We start from the raw sequence: 16,275 nt of genomic DNA, 5'->3' as shown, positions 1-16,275 counted from the left end.
CGGGCGGGGTCAGCGGACGATCAGTCGGTGCGGTCCCGCCGGGACCAGTTCGCCGATGACCGGGGCACCCGGGACCTCACCGGCGACGAGGAGGCCGCCGGAGGTCTGGGCGTCGGCGAGGAGGAGCCGGGTCAGGTCGTCGGCGTAGCCGAAGTCGGTGTGCGGAGTGACCCATGCGAGGTTGCGGCGGGTGCCGCCGCTGATGTGTCCGGTGCGGGCTGCCTCCCGGGCGCCGTCGAGGAACGGCACCGCGGCGGGGTCGACGACGGCGGTCACGCCCGATGCGCGGGCGAGCTTGTACAGGTGTCCCAGCAGACCGAAACCGGTGACGTCGGTGGCGCAGACCGCCCCCGCGGCCACCGCGTCGCGCGCCGCGTCGCGGTTGAGCGCCACCATCGTCTCGATCGCCTGCGGGAAGACCTCGCCGGTCGCCTTGTGCAGGTTGTTGAGGACTCCCAGGCCCAGCGGTTTGGTCAGTGACAGTGGCGTCCCCGGCCGTCCCGCGTCGTTGCGCAGGAGGTGGTCCGGATCGACGGTGCCGGTCACCGCCATGCCGTACTTGGGTTCCGGGTCGTCCACGCTGTGGCCGCCCGCCACGACGCAGCCCGCCGCCGCGGCGATGTCCGTTCCGCCGCGCAGTACTTCTCGTGCCAGACCGAACGGCAGCACGTCACGGGGCCAGCACAGGAGGTTGACCGCCACGAGTGGGGTGCCGCCCATGGCGTAGACGTCGGAGAGCGCGTTCGCGGCAGCGATGCGGCCCCAGTCGTAGGGATCGTCGACCACCGGTGTGAAGAAGTCCGCCGTGGCGACGGCGGCGGTCGCGCCGGCGGCGCCCGGCAGCCGGATGACGGCCGCGTCGTCGCCGGCTTCGAGTCCCACGAGCAGGTCGCCCGTGGTGACGCCGGGCCCCCCCGGGGCCGTCAGTCCGGCGACGATCTCCTCGAGTTCGCCGGGGGGAATCTTGCAGGCGCAGCCGCCGCCGTGTGCGTACTGCGTGAGGCGTACGGTCGTCCCCTGCTCCGGTGGCCGGTGCACGCCGGTTCGTGTGCCTGTCATGAGTACATCAGTCCTTGCGGGTGTGGGTGAGCGCCGTGTGGCGCGTTGACTTGCCCGGGAATACGACGGTTCGATGGCCCTGCAGGGAGGCGTAAGGGTGCCTGGTGGCCCTCCCGGTCTTCAAAACCGAGGTGTCCGAGCAACTCGGGCAGGCGGGTTCGATTCCCGTCCGTCTCCGCCGGTCAGCGCGTGATCTCCGGGTCACCGGCCGTCCAGGCCTGTGGCGGGGCAGCGGCGCAGCGCGGCGTCCACCCGTTCGGTGTGGCCGTGCTGGTCCAGGTATTCCAGCAGCGGGACGGCGACCCGGCGCGTGGTGTCCAGCGCCTGGCGTGCCTGGCTGGTGGTGAACGGCTGCTCCAGCCGGGCGAGGACGGCCACGGCCCGTACGTCCGCGTCCGGAAGCAGCACGATCCCCTGGCCGATCCGCAGCAGGGTGCCCGCGGCCTCGGCGGCCGCCAGCAACTTGGGTGTGAGGCCGAGTTCGTTCAGCCGTCCGGCGTCCGGGGCGTGGAACGGGGCACGGGCGAGGTCCGCGCGTACGGCCTCCACCGCGGCCTCGATCGCGGGCGGCAGCGTGGGGCCGCCGTGACTGCCGTGGAGCCGGCCGTCGCTGTACCGCAGGCCGGGCGACTGTGCCCGGAGCGCGTCGACGAGGCCGCGCTCCGGCAGTCCGAGCGTCTGCCGGGCCGCCTCCAGGGGCATGCCGGGTTCGAGGGGGTTGCGGGCGGCGTGCTCCTCGACCGCCTCGGCCAGGCGCTCGCGCAGCGCCGCCCAGTGGGCCGGGTCCGCCAGCCACTCTCCCGCGACCGGCTCCAGCGGCGGTTCCACGCCCATGGCGAGCAGCTCCGAGCGGCGGATCAGACCGCGCCGGCGCAGTTCCTCGGCTCCGTCGGCGGGTCCCGGCGCCGCCCCCAGTTCCCGGGCCCGGGCCGCCGCCGCACCGCGCCGGGTCAGCCGCGGCGGGCGGACGTCGAGCACGGTGATCCCCGCCGGGACGCGGTGCAGTCCGGGGTCGCGCAGCAGCGCGCCGTCGCCGACGCGCAGCGGCAGCGGTGCGGCCAGCCGCAGGCGCGCGGTGTCCGTGCCGAGCGGACGGACCGTCACCGGCACCGCCGCGGAGCCCGCGTGCAGGGTGAGGTCGCGCGGCAGCTCGCGGGCCGCGTCGCCGCGCAGCCGTACGTCCATGAGGTCGGTGGTCAGCCAGCGGTCCGGGGTGAGCAGCGCGTCCCCGCGGCGTAGCTCCCCGACGCCCGGTCCGGTCACGTTGACCGCCACCCGCGCGACCGCCCCGGCCTCCTGGCACGGCTCCTTGAGGCACTCCAGCCCGCGTACCCGCAGCAGCCGCCCGTCGCGGGCGAGCCGGAGCCGGTCGCCGACGCGCACGGTCCCCGCGCCGAGGGTGCCGGTGACGACCGAGCCGTGGCCGCGCACCGTGAACGCCCGGTCCACCCACAGCCGTACGTCCGCGGCGGGCTCCGGGGCGGGCAGGTCGCCGGTCATCCGGACCAGGCCGGCGCGCAGCGCGTCGAGACCGGTACCCGTCACCGCGCTGACGGCCACGCCCGGTACGTCGCCCAGGGACGAGCGGGCGATCCGGGCGCGCGCCTCGGCGCGGGCCGCGTCCGGTCCGGCCAGGTCGCAGCGGGTGACGGCGAGGACGCCGTGCCGTACCCCGAGCGCGTCCAGGACGGACAGATGTTCCTCGGACTGCGGTTGCCAGCCCTGGTCGGCGGCGACGACGAAGAGGACGGCGGGGACCGGGCCGACCCCGGCCAGCATGTTGCCCACGAGCCGTTCGTGCCCCGGTACGTCCACGAAGGCCACGTCACCGGCGCCGGGCAGCCGTGTCCACACGAAACCCAGGTCCAGTGTCATGCCCCGGCGCCGTTCCTCCGCCCAGCGGTCGGGCTCCATCCCCTTCAGGGCGCGCAGCAGTGCGGACTTGCCGTGGTCGACGTGTCCCGCGGTGGCGACGACGTGCACGGGTCAGCTCCCCGTTCCCGGCCCGGCCGCCCCGGGCGGGACCTCGGCCAGTCGCACCGCCCGCGCCAGGAGCGCGTCGGCCTCCGGCGGGACCGCCCGCAGGTCCAGCAGGCAGCGGCCGTCCTCGACGCGGGCCATGACGGCGGGGTCGGTTCCGCGCAGCGGGGCCGCGTAGGCGGCGGGCAGGGAAACGGCGGCGCTCGGCAGCGTCACGCCCGGCGCACCGCCGCCGCCGACCACCGCCTCGGTGTCGACGGCTCGGCTGTCGAACCCGTCCGCGCGCAGGCCCGCGGCGAGGTCCCGGGCGCGTTCGCGCAGCCGTGCGGGGTCGGCGCGCAGCGCGGTGACGGTCGGCGGGACGGGGCCGCGCACGGTCGCCTCCAGGGCGGCCAGGGTCAGCTTGTCCACGCGCAAGGCACGGGCCAGCGGGTGCCGGGCCAGCCGCCGCACCAGTTCCGCGTCGCCCAGCACAAGCCCGCACTGCGGTCCACCGAGCAGCTTGTCGCCGCTGGCGGTGACCAGGGACGCCCCGGCCCGCAGCCAGGTCGTCGCGTCGGGCTCCCCGGGCAGTGCGGGCTCCGGGGTGAGCAGGCCCGAGCCGATGTCGGCCACCACGGGCACCCCCAGCGGGGCCAGTTCGGCCACGGACGCCTCCCGGGTGAAGCCGGTGACGCGGAAGTTGGAGGGGTGGACCTTCAGGACGAAACCGGTGTCCGGGCCCACGGCCGCGGCGTAGTCGGCGGGTGTGGTGCGGTTGGTGGTGCCGACCTCGCGCAGCCGGGCGCCGGTGGAGACCAGCAGGTCGGGCAGGCGGAAGCCGTCCCCGATCTCCACCATCTCGCCCCGGCTGACGACGATCTCCCGTCCCCGGGCGAGCGCGGTCGCGGCCAGGACGAGCGCCGCCGCGCCGTTGTTGACCACATGGGCGGCCTCGGCGGCCGGCACGGCGCGCAGCAGGGCGTCGAGCGCGGCTCGCCCCCGCCGGGAACGGGTCCCGCTGACGAGGTCGAGTTCGACGTCCGTGGTGCCGGACGCGGCCAGCACTGCGTCCCGGGCGGCCGGCGAGAGGGCGGCCCGGCCCAGGTTGGTGTGGAGCAGTACGCCGGTGGCGTTGACGACCGGGCGCAGGGTGCAGGCGGTGGCGGGGAGGGCGGCCACGGCACGGTCGGCGATCTCGTCGACGGGTACCTCACCCGCCCGGGCCCGGGACTGCACTCCCGCGACCACGTCCTTGACCAGCTCGCGCCCGAGCCGCCGCGCCGCCGCGGTCAGCCGGGGATCGGCCAGCAGCACATCGGTGCGCGGCAGCCGCCGTCGCCCGTCGACGGGCGGTCCTGCGTCCGCCGCGCCGGCGTGGTCGCGCGCCATCTCGTGCACCTCCGCTCCGGCCCTGCCGACGGCAACCCGGCCAGGCTAGGTCGGCGGCCGCTCCCGGAGCCCACGCCGCACCGTGCGGGGTCCGGCCCGGACCGGCACGGCTCATGGCCCCGGCCGGTTCGGGGCCGGGTGCGCCGATCCGGTGCGGACCGTGAGAGGACACGCGGGCCCGCCGCGGGCCGTGACGAGCGCGAGCGGCCACGCTGCCTCGCGCCGGGCGGGCACCGCGCCCAGGTCACGTGCCGCCCTCGGCCCCGCGCCGGGCTTCGAGGCGTTCGCGCTGCGGCTTCACCACGTACGCCGGGTCCTTCGTGGACGCCACGCCCGCCTCGAAGGTGCCGAACCGCTGGAGCCCGCTGCCTACCAGGAGCGCGAGGCCGCCGAGTGCGGCGGCGACCCGGCTGCGGCGGGCGCAGGTGAGGGCGGCGCATGCCCCGCCGACGGTCAGGTACTCCGACGCCCTGCGCATCCGGTGGGCGGCGCCGTGGGTGAACGCCGAGGTCTCGAACTGCGGCTTGCTGTCGATGCGGTGGGCCGCCACGATCTCGATCGCGGCGCCGAGGAGGGCCAGTCGGCGGGCCGGACCCGCCTCCGCCGGCGGGGCGCAGATCATCGCCAGGCCGGCGCCGCTCGCCGCGGCGGACCCGGTGAAGACGAACGGCAGCTCCTTGTGGGCCTCGTGCCAGGCCGGCACCGCCGTCTGGGAGAGCAGAACGGCCGTGTACGAGGCCAGCGCGGGCGCGATCGCGGCCGCGGAGACGCCGCCGAGCCGGGCCGCCCACTTCACGGCGGTGGTGAGCCCGGCCCGGTCCAGCCAGGGCTTCGGCACGAGTTCGGCGAGGCCGGCCAGGGAGCAGCCGGGGCCGTAGGACATCAGGATCCAGGTGCCCACCGACATCGGGGAACTCGGCTTCGCCACCCGCATCATGTGGTGGAAGCGCAGCGGCCGGCCGAGGTCGCCGATGAGGAGGTAGCTGCTGGCGAGCAGTGCCCCGAAGCTGCCGACACGGCAGGACCTGCGCATCTCGGGCCGCCCGGTCAGGTCGGCGCCGACCGCCAGCAGGGCGGCGCCCGCCGAGAGTCCGCCGGTGAGGAGGTAGGCGGGGACCTTCCACTCCCATACCGGCGGCTTCAGCACCGGGCGTCCGTAGTAGGACCGGAATTCCGCGCGCGGGACCATCGACTCCTCGCCACCGCCGCCGCGGTGCTTCCCGCCCCCGCCGCGCCCGGTCATCGACGCCCTCCCTTGACGAAGACCGCGGCGGACGCGGCCACCATCACCCCGGCGGCCACGGCCGCGTGCTTCCACATGGACCCCAGGTCACGGGTGGTGACGACCGGGTCCGGAGGCAGCCCGTAGACCTCCGGCTCGTCGAGGAGCAGGAAGAACGCGCCGTCGCCGCCGACCCCGTCGTCGGGGTCGCGGCCGTACAGCCGGGCCTCGGGCACGCCCGCCTCGTGGAGTTGTTCCAGGCGGGCGTCGGCGCGCTCGCGCAGTTCGTCGAGCACGCCGAACTGGATGGAGTCGGTCGGGCAGGCCTTGGCGCAGGCCGGTTCCAGGCCGCCCTTGAGCCGGTCGTAGCACATGGTGCACTTCCAGGCCCGGCCGTCGTCGGGGCGGCGGTCGATGACGCCGTAGGGGCAGGCGGAGACGCAGTAGCCGCAGCCGTTGCAGATGTCGGGCTGGACGACGACGGTGCCGAACTCGGTGCGGAAGAGCGCCCCGGTGGGGCAGACGTCCAGGCATGCGGCATGGGTGCAGTGCTTGCACACGTCCGACGACATCAGCCAGCGGAAGTCCGTGCGGGTCTCCGCGCCGCTCCCGGCGCCGGGCAGGTCGAAGCTGGGGAAGCCCAGGTCGACCGGTTGCGTGCCGAGTTCGGCGCCGGCCCGGGGCCCCGCGTCGTGCAGCGCCTCCGCGACCACCTCGCGGGTGGTCTCCGTCCCGGACGGCCCGGTGGGCAGGCCGACCAGGCCGGAGTCCTGGTCGCCGAGCCGCAGGTCCTGCTCGATGAAGGCGACGTGCCGCCAGGTGCTCGCGCCGAGCGAGCCGGTGTTGTCGTAGGACATGCCGAGCAGGTCGAAGCCGTCCGCCGGGACGTCGTTCCACTCCTTGCAGGCCACCTCGCACGCCTTGCAGCCGATGCAGACGGAGGTGTCGGTGAAGAAACCGACCCGGGGCGGGTGGTCCTCGGGGTGGCCGGCGTCCCCGGCCGGGTCCGCCAGCGGGCCGAAGAAGCTGTTCTCGTGCTCGCTCATCAGGGTTCCTCCGGCCCTTCAGTGGTGGCCGGGCGGCCGTCGTCAGGAGGCCCGTCCGTCCGGTGGCCGTGGGCCGTCACCTCGCTGGTGCCGGTCCTCGTGGTGATCCCCGCGCGGCGCCGGTAGTCCTCGACGTACGCGAGGAGGGCGGGGCCGCGCGGGCGCCGCCCGGGCCGGATGTCGCAGGTGAGCACCTTGCTCTCCTGGATCAGCACGTTGGCGTCGGCCACCACGCCGATCAGGTCGTTGACGACGTCGCCGGTGGTGATGCCGCGGCTTCCCCAGTGGTACGGCATCCAGATCTGGTGGACCGTGTGGCCGTCGAGCCGCAGCGGGGCCAGCCGGTCGGTGACGACCACCTTGGCCTCCACCGCGGTCCGGCTGGTGATCACGTGCGCCCAGTCCATGTGGTGCAGTCCGCGCTCGGCGGCGAGTTCCGGGGACACCTCCACCGTCAGTCCGGGCTGGAGCTCCGATAGGTAGGGGAGCTGTCGGCTCATCGCGCCGGCCGTGTGGTGCTCGGTGTACCGGGAGGCGGTGAACACGTACGGGAACACATCGTTGTGGGGCTCGGGAGGCGAGGGGTTGTACGGGTTGTCGGTGCGCGCGTAGGTCAGCCGGGTCGGGTTGGACTGCTGTGTGTAGAGCGCGTTGCGCACCGGGGACTCTTCGGGTTCGTAGTGGGTGGGCAGCGGCCCGTCGACCAGTCCGGTCGGTGCGAACAGCGCCGCCTTCCCGTCGCCCATCATGATGAACGCGTCGTCCCCGGCCAGCGCGTCCGTACCGGTCGCTTCCGGCGGCGGCTGGTGGTGCGGTGGCTTGTGCCGCTGGAAGTCGGGGATGTCGTGGCCGGTCCACTCACCGCGTTCCGCGTCCCACCAGACGAGAGCCTTGCGCGCGCTCCACGGCCGGCCGTCGGGGTCCGCGGACGCCCGGTTGTAGAGGACCCTGCGGTTGAGCGGCCACACGAAGCCCCACTGGTTGTCCGTGATCGGGTGCTCGAACCGTGAGGTGCGGCGCCGGGCCTGGTTCGTCTCGTCGGCGAAGACGCCGCTGTAGATCCAGCAGCCGCACGCGGTGGTCCCGTCGTCCCTGAGCTCCTCGTAGGAGTTGACGGTGCGTCCGGTAGTGAGGTCGATGCCGTTGATGTGGCGCAGCACGTCCTCGGCGGACGGTTCGTCCCCCTGCTCCAGCGCGTAGTCCCAGGCCAGACCGAGGACCGGCCGGTCGCGTTCGTCCTGAGACCCAGCCAGCTTCTCCCGGACGATCCGCCCGAGGTGGTAGAAGAACCACAGGTCGGAGCGGCGGTCGCCGATCGGTTCGATCGCCTGGTCGCGCCACTGGATCATGCGCTGGGTCTGGGTGAACGTGCCGCTCTTCTCGACGTGCGAGGCGGCGGGGAAGAAGAACACCTCGGTCTTGCAGGTCTCGGTGGAGATCTCGCCCGTCTCGATCTCGGGGGCGTCCTTCCACACGGTCGCGCTCTCGATCATCGCGAGGTCGCGGACGACCAGCCACTCCAGGTTGGCGATGCCGAGCCGCTGGAGCCGTCCGTGGGCCGACCCCACCGCCGGGTTCTGCCCGACCAGGAAGAAGCCGTACACCGTGCCGGCGATCATGTCCATCGCGGTGCGGTAGGTGCCGTGGTCGCCGTTGATCCGTGGCAGCCAGTCGTAGCGGAAGTCGTTCTCCGGGGTGGCCGCGTCACCCCAGTACTCCTTCAGCAGGGAGACCATGTACGTCCTGGCGTTCGCGAAGTACCCCTTGCGCATCACATGGCGTACGTCGTCCACGAACCTGGTCAGGCTGGTGTGGGTGACGTTGGGCATCGGCAGGTAGCCGGGCAGCAGGTTGTACAGGGTCGGGATGTCCGTGGAGCCCTGGATGCTGGCGTGGCCGCGCAGCGCCAGGATGCTCCCGCCGGGCCGCCCCATGTTGCCCAGGAGCAGCTGGACGATGGCGCCGGCCCGGATGTACTGGGCGCCGACGGAGTGCTGTGTCCAGCCCACGCTGTAGACGAGCGAGGTGGTCCGCTCCCGGCCGGAGTTCTCGGTCCAGGTGCGGCACACGTCGAGGAACTGCCGCCGGGTGATGCCGCAGACCCGCTCCACCATCTCCGGCGTGTACCGGGAGAAGTGCCGCTTGAGGATCTGGAGCACACAGCGCGGGTGCCGCATCGTGGGGTCCGTCGCGATCCGGCCGGCGGTGCCGGGCAGCGCCTCGTGACCGCCGGCCGACTGCGCGGGGGTGGCGGAGATGAGTGTGCTGCCCTGCCTGCCGTCGCCCTCGCCGCCGACGCACTCGTACGCCCAGCTGCTGCTGTCGTACTTGCCGGTCTCCGGGTTGTAGCCGCTGAACAGGCCGTCCAGGTCCTCGGTGTCCTCGAAGTCCTCACGCACCAGGTACGTGGCGTTGGTGTAGGCCCGTACGTACTCCTCGAAGTGCAGGTCGTTGGAGAGGATGTAGTTGACGACACCGCCGAGGAAGGCGATGTCACTGCCCACCCTGAGCCGCACGTGCTGGTCCGCGTGCGCGCTGGTGCGGGTGAACCGGGGGTCGATGTGGACCACCCGGGCACCGAGCTTCCTGGCCTCGATGACCCACTGGAAGGCGACCGGATGGGCCTCGGCCATGTTGGAGCCCATGATGATGATGCAGTCGGCGTCCGTCAGGCTCTCCGGGGTGTCCGTGGCACCGCCACGGCCGAGCGAGGTTCCCAGACCGGGAACCGTGGCGGAGTGTCAAATGCGCGCCTGGTTCTCGATCTGCAGGGCGCCCAGGGCGGTGAACAGCTTCTTGATGAGGTAGTTCTCCTCGTTGTCCAGCGCCGCGCCGCCCAGGCTGGCGAAGCCCATGGTGCGGCGAAGAGGGTTGCCGTGCTCGTCGGTGTCCTGCCAGCCCCGGCGGCGGGCGTCGAGGACCCGGTCGGCCACCATGTCGAGGGCCGTCTCCAGGTCCAGGTCCTGCCACTCGGTGGCGTACGGGGCCCGGTAGCGCACCTTGTCCTCGCGCTGCGGTCCGGTGACCAGTTGCTTGCTGGAGGAGCCCTTGGGGCACAGGCGGCCGCGGGAGACCGGGCTGTCCGGGTTGCCCTCGATCTGGGTGACCTGCTCGTCCTGGACGTAGACGTTCTGGGCGCAGCCGACGGCGCAGAACGGGCACACCGAGTGCACGATGCGGTCGGCGTCCTCGGTGTGGGGTGTGAGGGTCCTCGACCGCTTCGACTGGACGGCCCTGCCCCGGCCCAGCCGGTCGGCTCCGGTGATCTGCCGGTACACCGGCCACAGGTCCGCCCACCGCTTCACGCCCATCCGCCCGCTCCTTCGCGTCAGGGCCCCCGACCTCGTTTCCACGCTACCCGCGGGGCGGGCCGCGGCAAGTTCAGGGCACCCCGGGCCGGGACCCGACCGGACTACGGCTACAGCTACGGCTACGGCTACGGCTGTGACGCCCGTGGGTGTCACATGAAGTTGCGGGTGTGCAGTGCGGACAGGGCCGCCGCCTCGTCGTCCGGGAACCCCAGGCGTGCCAGGCGGTGGCAGCGTCCTTCGTCCATCTCCTTCTGCAGTTGCTGCACCGCCTGCCAGCCGCGGGCGATGTCCCGCGGCGCCCAGGAGCCCGCGGCGAGCAGCACCAGGGAGTCGAAGACGTCCTCGTTGAGTCCCGCGGTGCCGGTCAGCGCGTCGTGCCGCCGCTCCACCGCGGCACGCAGCCGGCCGTGCAGCAGCGGGTCGACCGTGGCCCGGTGTTCCAGATGCCCGACACCGAACGCCACGTGCCGTGCCTCGTCCTGGCGGACCAGATGGCTGATGCGGCGGGTGACCGGGTCGGGGGCGTGCCGCTCCAGGAAGGACAGGAGGTTGAGGAAGCTGCCCTCCCCGAGCACGGACAGCAGGAAGGACGCGATGGAGAAGTCCGGTTCGGTCAGCAGGGTCGCCAGGGACGCCCGGCCGCCCACCGAGGAGGTGCCCATCTCGCCGCCGCGCAGCAGTGCCCGCCGGGTGAAGACCTCCACGTGCCTGGCCTCGTCGGCCGCCTGTACCGCGAGCAGCTGGAGCACCTCACGGAAGTGCGGATGGACCTGGACCAGCAGCCGCCCCGGCACCACCAGGGCGGCCTGCTCGTTCTCCACCAGGTAGGTCATCACCTGGACGACGGCGGTCTCGATCTCGTCGGGCAGGGTGAAGCCCTCGTCCCACTCCACCGCGCGGTAGGGGTCCCACTGCGAGGTGACCGCCTGCCGGTACAGACGGGGCGCGAGATCGGTCCACGCGACGTCCCTGTCGACGACGGCGAAGGGCACGTCCGGTCCGCCCGCCTCCACCAGCGCTCCACGCGCGGCGAGGCCCCAGTGCGGGCGCGCCCGGTCCGCGATCCCCCCGGCCGACACGCCACCGGCACGCTCCGCCCCGTGCAGGCGGGCGCCCGCGACGGGCCCCGCCCGCACCCGCGCGACCACCGGCGCTTCCCGCGGGTCCGCGGCCTCCAGCTCGTGCCCCTCATGGCGGCACCAGACGGCCAGATGGGGCAGCAGCGCCGGGTCCGTCCCGAGCACGTCGACCCGTGTTCCGGGCGGTGCCTGCCGCAGGGCGCGGCTCAGCAGCAGCCGCGCGCCCTGCTCGAAGCCGAGCGCGCCGAGGTCGGCCGAGACCGCGCCGGCGGCTGTCACGGCCGGTAGCCGGCCGCGGTGATCCGGCCGCTCGCGTCGTAGAAGCCGGTGGCGTCGAGGGCCGCGGTCAACTGGCCGAAGCCGGTCTCCCGGCCGGGCAGCCACCGGGTAAGCCCTTCCAGGTCCAGGAGTCGGCGAACCTCCGGATCGCCGTACGACATGGAGAGCAGCAGCGCCGAGAACCGGTCGCCGAGCTCCTTGTCCAGGGACGGTCCGGCCGCCAGTACGCAGTGGTCGTAGGGCTCGGTGCGCGACAGCAGCCGGGTACCACCGGGCGGCAGGGTGCCCTCCTGCCCGAACAGCAGGTGGCTGGCGTCGATCATGCAGGCGGCGTCGGCCTCCCCCGCCGCCAGCGCGCGGGCCGCGTCCCGTTCGCCGCCGATGTGGTCGCCGTGCAGGCCCACCCCGGTGTCATGGCGGCGTACCTCGAAGTCGGTGCCCGCGACCAGGCCGAGATCGGCCAGGTGGTGCAGTGGGATCAGGGTCGACTGGGGCGAGTCGACCGCGCCGACGGCAACCGTCCGGCCTTTCAGATCGGCCGTCGAGCGGATCTCGCCGTCCGCCCGGACGACCACCACGGAGGTCAGGTCGCGGTCGGTGTCCCGCATCACGAGCGGCGTCACCCCCGCACCCGCCGCGGCGGCCAGCCGGCGGGTGCGCAGCCAGGCCAGCGGCGAGTGCCAGGCCGCGTCGATCCGCCCGTCGATCAGGTCCTGTGCCTGCCGCTCGTAGTGGGCGTAGAGCACGAAGTCGAAGGGCACACCCTGCGCGAGGAGCCAGGACCGGAATCCGGACCAGATGGTCACGACCTTCGGATCGTAGGCGACGGCGCCGAGCACCAGCTCCTGCATCAGGCCTCCTCGAAGAGCGGCAGGCCCAGTTCCACGCGGCCGCAGAAGTCGTGCAGCGCCTCGGTGGTGGGTGCCATCACACGGGCCGCGAGGGCGTCCCGGAACCGTCGCTCCACGCCCGTCTCACGCCGGAAGGCGGCGCCGCCGCACAGGCGCATCGCGCCGTCCGCCACCTCGGCGGCGGTCTCCGCTGCGAGGGCCTTGATCTGCAGGACCCGCAGCGTCGCCTCGGGTCGTCCGGTCTCCGTCGCGGTGAGCGTCTCCTCCAGCAGGGCGCGCAGCGCGTCGGCACGCAGTCGCAGCCCCGCGAACTGGTTGCGGGTCATCGGCTGCTGGGCCAGCGTCCGGTCCAGGTGCGCCAGGCGGGTGTTGCGAAGGTGCGCGGCGGTGAGGCCGAGCAGTGCTTCGCTCACGCCGAGCGAGAAGGCCGCGCTCAGCACGAGGAAGCACGGCAGCACCACTTCGAGAGCGGTGCTCAGCCCCTCCCCGTCGGCGGTCAGCAGCGCGGACCGGGGCACGGCGACGGCCTTCGCCGACACGGGGCTGGACGCGTTGCCGCGCAGGCCGAACCCGTCGTAGTCGCCGTGTACTTCGAGTCCGGCGCTGCCCGCGGGCACCAGCCACAGCGACATCGGGCCGTCCGCCCGCAGCGGCCTGCTGGACCAGACGTAGGTGTCGGCCTCACCGGCCGAGGTGACCCAGGACTTCTGCGCGTCCAGGCGCACCGCGTCGGCTCCCTGGGGCTCGGCGGTGCTCACCGGGGCCCAGAAGTGGCTGCGGGAGCCGCGCTCGGAGAACGCCAGGGTGGTCAGATGGCGGCCGGCGGCGATCTCGCGCCGGACGTCCTCGGGGGCGTACCGGTCCAGGACGGTGACGGCCGAGTAGTGCATGAGCAGCACCATGGCCGTCGACCCGCACGCACCCGCGAGCCGTTCGATCACCTGGGCGGCCTCACGCAGTCCGGCGCCCGCTCCACCGTTCTCCCGGGCACTGAGCAACCCCAGCAGCCCGGCCTCGCCCAGCGCCCGGATCCCCTCCCGCGGGAAGCGGCCGGTCCGGTCCACCTCGTCGGCGAGCGGCCCGACGAGGTCACGGATCAACGCGTCGAACGCGTCGGATCGGAGGTTCGGGGATTCGGCCATGATCGTCTGCACGATTTCGCACCTTGATGTGGAGTGGTTACTGAATGTCCAATTCCGCGAGCCAGTCAAGCATTCCGTCCGGTGCACGCGACGGAGCGCGCGCCGAATGACCGAACGCAACCGGTGCGATGCAGCAACACGCACGTCATCGCACGCGGGCGCGTGCCACCGCCGGCACGCGCCCGCCGCCGCTCAGGGTGTGTAGACCGTCGGGCGAGGTGCCGTTCCCATCCCGTCACCGAGGAAGAAGCTCGGGTGGGGCGGCTGGTTGGAGGCGGTGTTCTGCCAGGCCAGGGCCGTGCGGTACTGGGTGTCGTGGAGAAGGGTCGTGATCCTCGTACTCGTCTCGTACGGCGTGGAGTAGATACGCAGGGCCGTGTTGTCCGTCGTCGGCCAGACGGCCTCCTCTCGCCAGTCGCCGAGGATGTCCCCGGAGAGGGACGGCGTCGCCTTGGTGCCGTTGTCGGAATGGACGCCGGCGCCGGTCAGGAGGCGGGTGTCGGACGAGGTGCCGTACTTGTCGATGTGGGTGTCGTCCAGGAGTTCGCGGACCGGGTCGCCGTCCCACCAGGACAGGAAGTTGATGCTGGAGGGCTTGCGGCCGGCGACCACCGTGCCCTTCGGGTGAAGGTGCCGATCCGCCAGTCCCAGACGGCGATGACCGTGCGGGTGTAGTAGCCGCGGGCCTCGATCAGGGAGGGGCGGGAGCCGTCCAGGTAGGCGGTGCCGGCCAGGAAGCGGTCGACGCGGTAGAGGGCGGTCAGGCCGGCGCCGACCAGGGCGGCCGTGGTGGTGAGCGCTGCCAGGACGGCTGAGCGGCGTCTGCGATGCGGGTGCTGCACGGGACATGCCTTCCGGGAGACGGACGGGGTCCTCCGTCAGTCGGCGTTGTCCGTCCCGGAGTTGCCGTATCTTTCGGCCAGTTCGGCGACCGTACGGGCGATGCGTTCACGCAGCTCGGGCGGGTCCAGGACCTCGATGTCCGCGCCCAGGCGCAGGAATTCGGCAACGGCGTGGTCCACCGACTCGATGGGGATCCGAGCCAGGGTCCAGGCGTCGGCCGTCCCCACCCCCACCGCTCTGGGGAGCGTGACGCCCGGCGCCAGCCGGACCAGGGCTTCACCGCCGCCGTACAGCCTCGCGTGGAAGTCGCGTTGGTACGCCGTCCAGTAAGCGGCGGTTCGCGGGCGGCCGCGGGGAGTTCTACGGCGACGACCGGCACGACGGCCGGAACGTACGGGTGCGGTTCGTCTGGTCGGGGGTCTCCCCCACCGGTGCGCGCTGGGAGCAGGCTTTCTCGGTGGACGGCGGGGCGACCTGGGTGACCAACTGGACGATGGACTTCAGCCGTCCGCCGGTTTCCTGAACGCCCGGTCACCTGGAGCGCGGGGCGGGCGGCAGCGAGGCGGCGGGTGACGACGCCGGTGCCGCAGGCGAGGTCGAGGAGGCGGCCGGGGCGGTCCGGGGGCAGGTATCAGGCCGAGGACGGCGTCGGCGGCAGCCTCGGCGCGCGCTTCGCCGCCGCGCGTGGCGTCGTAGGCTCCGGCTTCCTTGTCGTAGTCGAGCACATGGCTCAGTGTGCGCCGTGACCTGGGGCGATGTCCTCCACTCTGCGGGCGAGTTCGACGTCCAGGCCGGTGACGGCGCCGCCCACGCTGTGGGTGTTCACGGTGAGGGTGACCGTGTGATAGCCGAGGGTGAGGTCGGAGTGGTGGTCGAGCTCGTCCTGGATCCGGGCGATGTGCACGACGAGCGCGGCGGCGGCGAAGTGCGAGTCGAGACGGTAGACGCGGGCGAGCCGGTCGCCGTCCAGCGACCAGCCCGGCAGCTCGGCCAGCCGGTCCTCGATCTCCTGCTGCGCCAGCGGTTCCACGGCCATGGTTGCGGCTTCCTTCCCTGAGGTGCCCGGAGGCGTACGTGGGTTCAGCCTGCCACGACCGGGCCTTCCGGGCGCGTACGCACGGCGGTGCGCGTCGCCTCGCGGCCCGCGCCCTCGACGGGAGCCGCCCTCTCGGCCCGGAGAGCAGCCCCCTCCTCGACTACCGTCGTCCGCATGACCACTGTCGCGTCCGGCCCCGCCGCCTCCCCGCCCGCCCCCGACGGGAAGGGCGTCGGCCCGCTGCTGCGCGCCTGGCGGGAGCGGCGGCGGGTCAGCCAGCTGGAACTGGCACTGCGTGCCGACTCGAGCGCCCGGCACATCAGCTTCGTCGAGACCGGCCGGTCGCGGCCCAGCGAGGAGATGGTGCTGCGGCTCGCCGAGCACCTGGACGTGCCGGTCCGGGAGCGCAACGCGCTGCTGCTGGCGGCCGGTTACGCCCCGCACTACCCGGAGACGCCGCTGGACGACCCGGCGCTGGACGCGTTGCGCGACGGCATGGAGCGGCTGATCCAGGGCTACGAGCCGTATCCGGCGCTGGTGGTGGACGCCACGTACACGGTGGTCGCCGCCAACCGGGGCATCGCGATGCTGCTGGAGGGCGTGCCGGAGTCGCTGCTCGCGCCCGCGCCGAACGCGATGCGGCTGACCCTGCACCCGGAGGGACTGGCACCGCGCATCCGCAATCTGCGCGAGTGGCGGGGGCATCTGCTGGAGCAGATGCAACGGCAGATCGCGCTGCACCGCTCCGACGCGCTGCGGGAGTTGTACGAGGAGGTCGCCGGCTATCCGGCCCCGGCGGGCGTGGACGACGGTCAACCCGCCGAGCCGGTCGCCTGGTTCGCGCTGCCGATGCGGATCGAGCACGAGGGTCGGGTGCTGTCGTTCGTGTCGTCGATCTCGACGTTCAACACACCGATGGACGTGACGGTCGCCGAACTGGCCATCGAGACGTTCCTGCCGGCGGATCCGGCGACAGCCAAGTACCTGCACTCACTGGCAAGTTGACGTAAGAGGTTGCCTCGACCAGGTGTGCGAGGCAGCATCGCGTGACACACT

12 protein-coding genes, 1 tRNA gene and 3 pseudogenes are annotated in these 16,275 nt (G+C 73.2%); 3 read left to right on the top strand and 13 right to left on the bottom strand.

From position 1 onward, the window contains the following. Nucleotides 1-9 precede the first annotated feature (9 nt). Nucleotides 10-1,059 (bottom strand): selenide, water dikinase SelD, encoded by a 1,050-nt coding sequence (gene selD / locus ACWGJB_RS34110; protein WP_453383909.1) that lies wholly within the window; start codon nucleotides 1,057-1,059, stop codon nucleotides 10-12. A gap of 85 nt (nucleotides 1,060-1,144) precedes the next feature. On the opposite strand from selD, the gene ACWGJB_RS34105 reads away from it, so the two are divergent. Further along, nucleotides 1,145-1,237: transfer RNA gene (locus tag ACWGJB_RS34105), tRNA-Sec, on the top strand. A 23-nt stretch (nucleotides 1,238-1,260) separates the two neighbouring features. On the opposite strand, the gene selB is transcribed toward ACWGJB_RS34105, so the two are convergent. The 10 genes and pseudogenes from selB to ACWGJB_RS34055 form a co-directional block, all read right to left on the bottom strand. Then, nucleotides 1,261-3,042, bottom strand: a complete 1,782-nt coding sequence (gene selB / locus ACWGJB_RS34100) for a selenocysteine-specific translation elongation factor (protein WP_453383908.1) — start codon at nucleotides 3,040-3,042, stop codon at nucleotides 1,261-1,263. Nucleotides 3,043-3,045: 3 nt separating this feature from the next. Then, nucleotides 3,046-4,410 (bottom strand): L-seryl-tRNA(Sec) selenium transferase, encoded by a 1,365-nt coding sequence (gene selA / locus ACWGJB_RS34095; RefSeq protein WP_453383907.1) that lies wholly within the window; start codon nucleotides 4,408-4,410, stop codon nucleotides 3,046-3,048. 244 nt (nucleotides 4,411-4,654) lie between these two features. Next, nucleotides 4,655-5,653: an NrfD/PsrC family molybdoenzyme membrane anchor subunit gene (nrfD, locus tag ACWGJB_RS34090; protein ID WP_453383906.1), complete on the bottom strand. Its 999-nt coding sequence runs from the start codon at nucleotides 5,651-5,653 to the stop codon at nucleotides 4,655-4,657. After that, nucleotides 5,650-6,678, bottom strand: coding sequence for a 4Fe-4S dicluster domain-containing protein (locus ACWGJB_RS34085; protein WP_453383905.1), 1,029 nt, complete (start codon nucleotides 6,676-6,678; stop codon nucleotides 5,650-5,652). The genes nrfD and ACWGJB_RS34085 overlap by 4 nt, the downstream gene beginning before the upstream one ends. After that, nucleotides 6,678-9,989: a formate dehydrogenase gene (gene fdh / locus ACWGJB_RS34080; protein ID WP_453383904.1), complete on the bottom strand. Its 3,312-nt coding sequence runs from the start codon at nucleotides 9,987-9,989 to the stop codon at nucleotides 6,678-6,680. The genes ACWGJB_RS34085 and fdh overlap by 1 nt, the downstream gene beginning before the upstream one ends. Nucleotides 9,990-10,138: 149 nt before the next feature. Beyond that, a complete protein-coding gene (locus tag ACWGJB_RS34075; protein ID WP_453383903.1) occupies nucleotides 10,139-11,347 on the bottom strand; it encodes a ferritin-like domain-containing protein in 1,209 nt (402 codons plus the stop codon). After that, nucleotides 11,344-12,198, bottom strand: coding sequence for a phosphate/phosphite/phosphonate ABC transporter substrate-binding protein (locus ACWGJB_RS34070; RefSeq protein ID WP_453383902.1), 855 nt, complete (start codon nucleotides 12,196-12,198; stop codon nucleotides 11,344-11,346). The genes ACWGJB_RS34075 and ACWGJB_RS34070 overlap by 4 nt, the downstream gene beginning before the upstream one ends. Continuing rightward, nucleotides 12,198-13,352 carry an acyl-CoA dehydrogenase family protein gene (locus tag ACWGJB_RS34065; RefSeq protein WP_453383901.1) on the bottom strand — a complete coding sequence of 385 codons (1,155 nt, stop codon included), beginning with the start codon at nucleotides 13,350-13,352 and terminating at the stop codon, nucleotides 12,198-12,200. Before ACWGJB_RS34065 ends, ACWGJB_RS34070 begins: the two co-directional genes overlap by 1 nt. 180 nt (nucleotides 13,353-13,532) lie before the next feature. Continuing rightward, nucleotides 13,533-14,089, bottom strand: a pseudogene (locus tag ACWGJB_RS34060) (rhamnogalacturonan lyase family protein); the annotation flags it as partial. 129 nt (nucleotides 14,090-14,218) lie between these two features. Beyond that, nucleotides 14,219-14,416, bottom strand: a complete 198-nt coding sequence (locus ACWGJB_RS34055; protein WP_453383900.1) for a hypothetical protein — start codon at nucleotides 14,414-14,416, stop codon at nucleotides 14,219-14,221. Nucleotides 14,417-14,517: 101 nt separating this feature from the next. On the opposite strand from ACWGJB_RS34055, the pseudogene ACWGJB_RS34050 reads away from it, so the two are divergent. Further along, nucleotides 14,518-14,706: pseudogene (locus tag ACWGJB_RS34050) on the top strand (hypothetical protein); the annotation flags it as partial. Between the two features lie 3 nt (nucleotides 14,707-14,709). Here the strand turns inward: ACWGJB_RS34050 and ACWGJB_RS34045 are convergent. Together ACWGJB_RS34045 and ACWGJB_RS34040 are read right to left on the bottom strand one after the other, a co-directional pair. Next, nucleotides 14,710-14,908, bottom strand: a pseudogene (locus tag ACWGJB_RS34045) (SAM-dependent methyltransferase); the annotation flags it as partial. A 5-nt stretch (nucleotides 14,909-14,913) separates the two neighbouring features. After that, entirely contained in the window at nucleotides 14,914-15,219 is a 306-nt protein-coding gene (locus ACWGJB_RS34040) for a 4a-hydroxytetrahydrobiopterin dehydratase (RefSeq protein ID WP_360474783.1), read from the bottom strand. A gap of 174 nt (nucleotides 15,220-15,393) precedes the next feature. Between ACWGJB_RS34040 and ACWGJB_RS34035 the strand changes: the two genes are divergently transcribed. Beyond that, the gene (locus tag ACWGJB_RS34035; protein ID WP_453383899.1) at nucleotides 15,394-16,224 is read left to right on the top strand and encodes a helix-turn-helix domain-containing protein; all 831 of its coding nucleotides are present in this window, start codon (nucleotides 15,394-15,396) and stop codon (nucleotides 16,222-16,224) included. Nucleotides 16,225-16,275: the final 51 nt, after the last annotated feature.

The organism is Streptomyces sp. NPDC054813 (assembly GCF_053611365.1).
The sequence above is the reverse complement of the archived record's forward strand: the minus strand, read 5'-3'. Positions and strand labels throughout refer to the sequence as shown.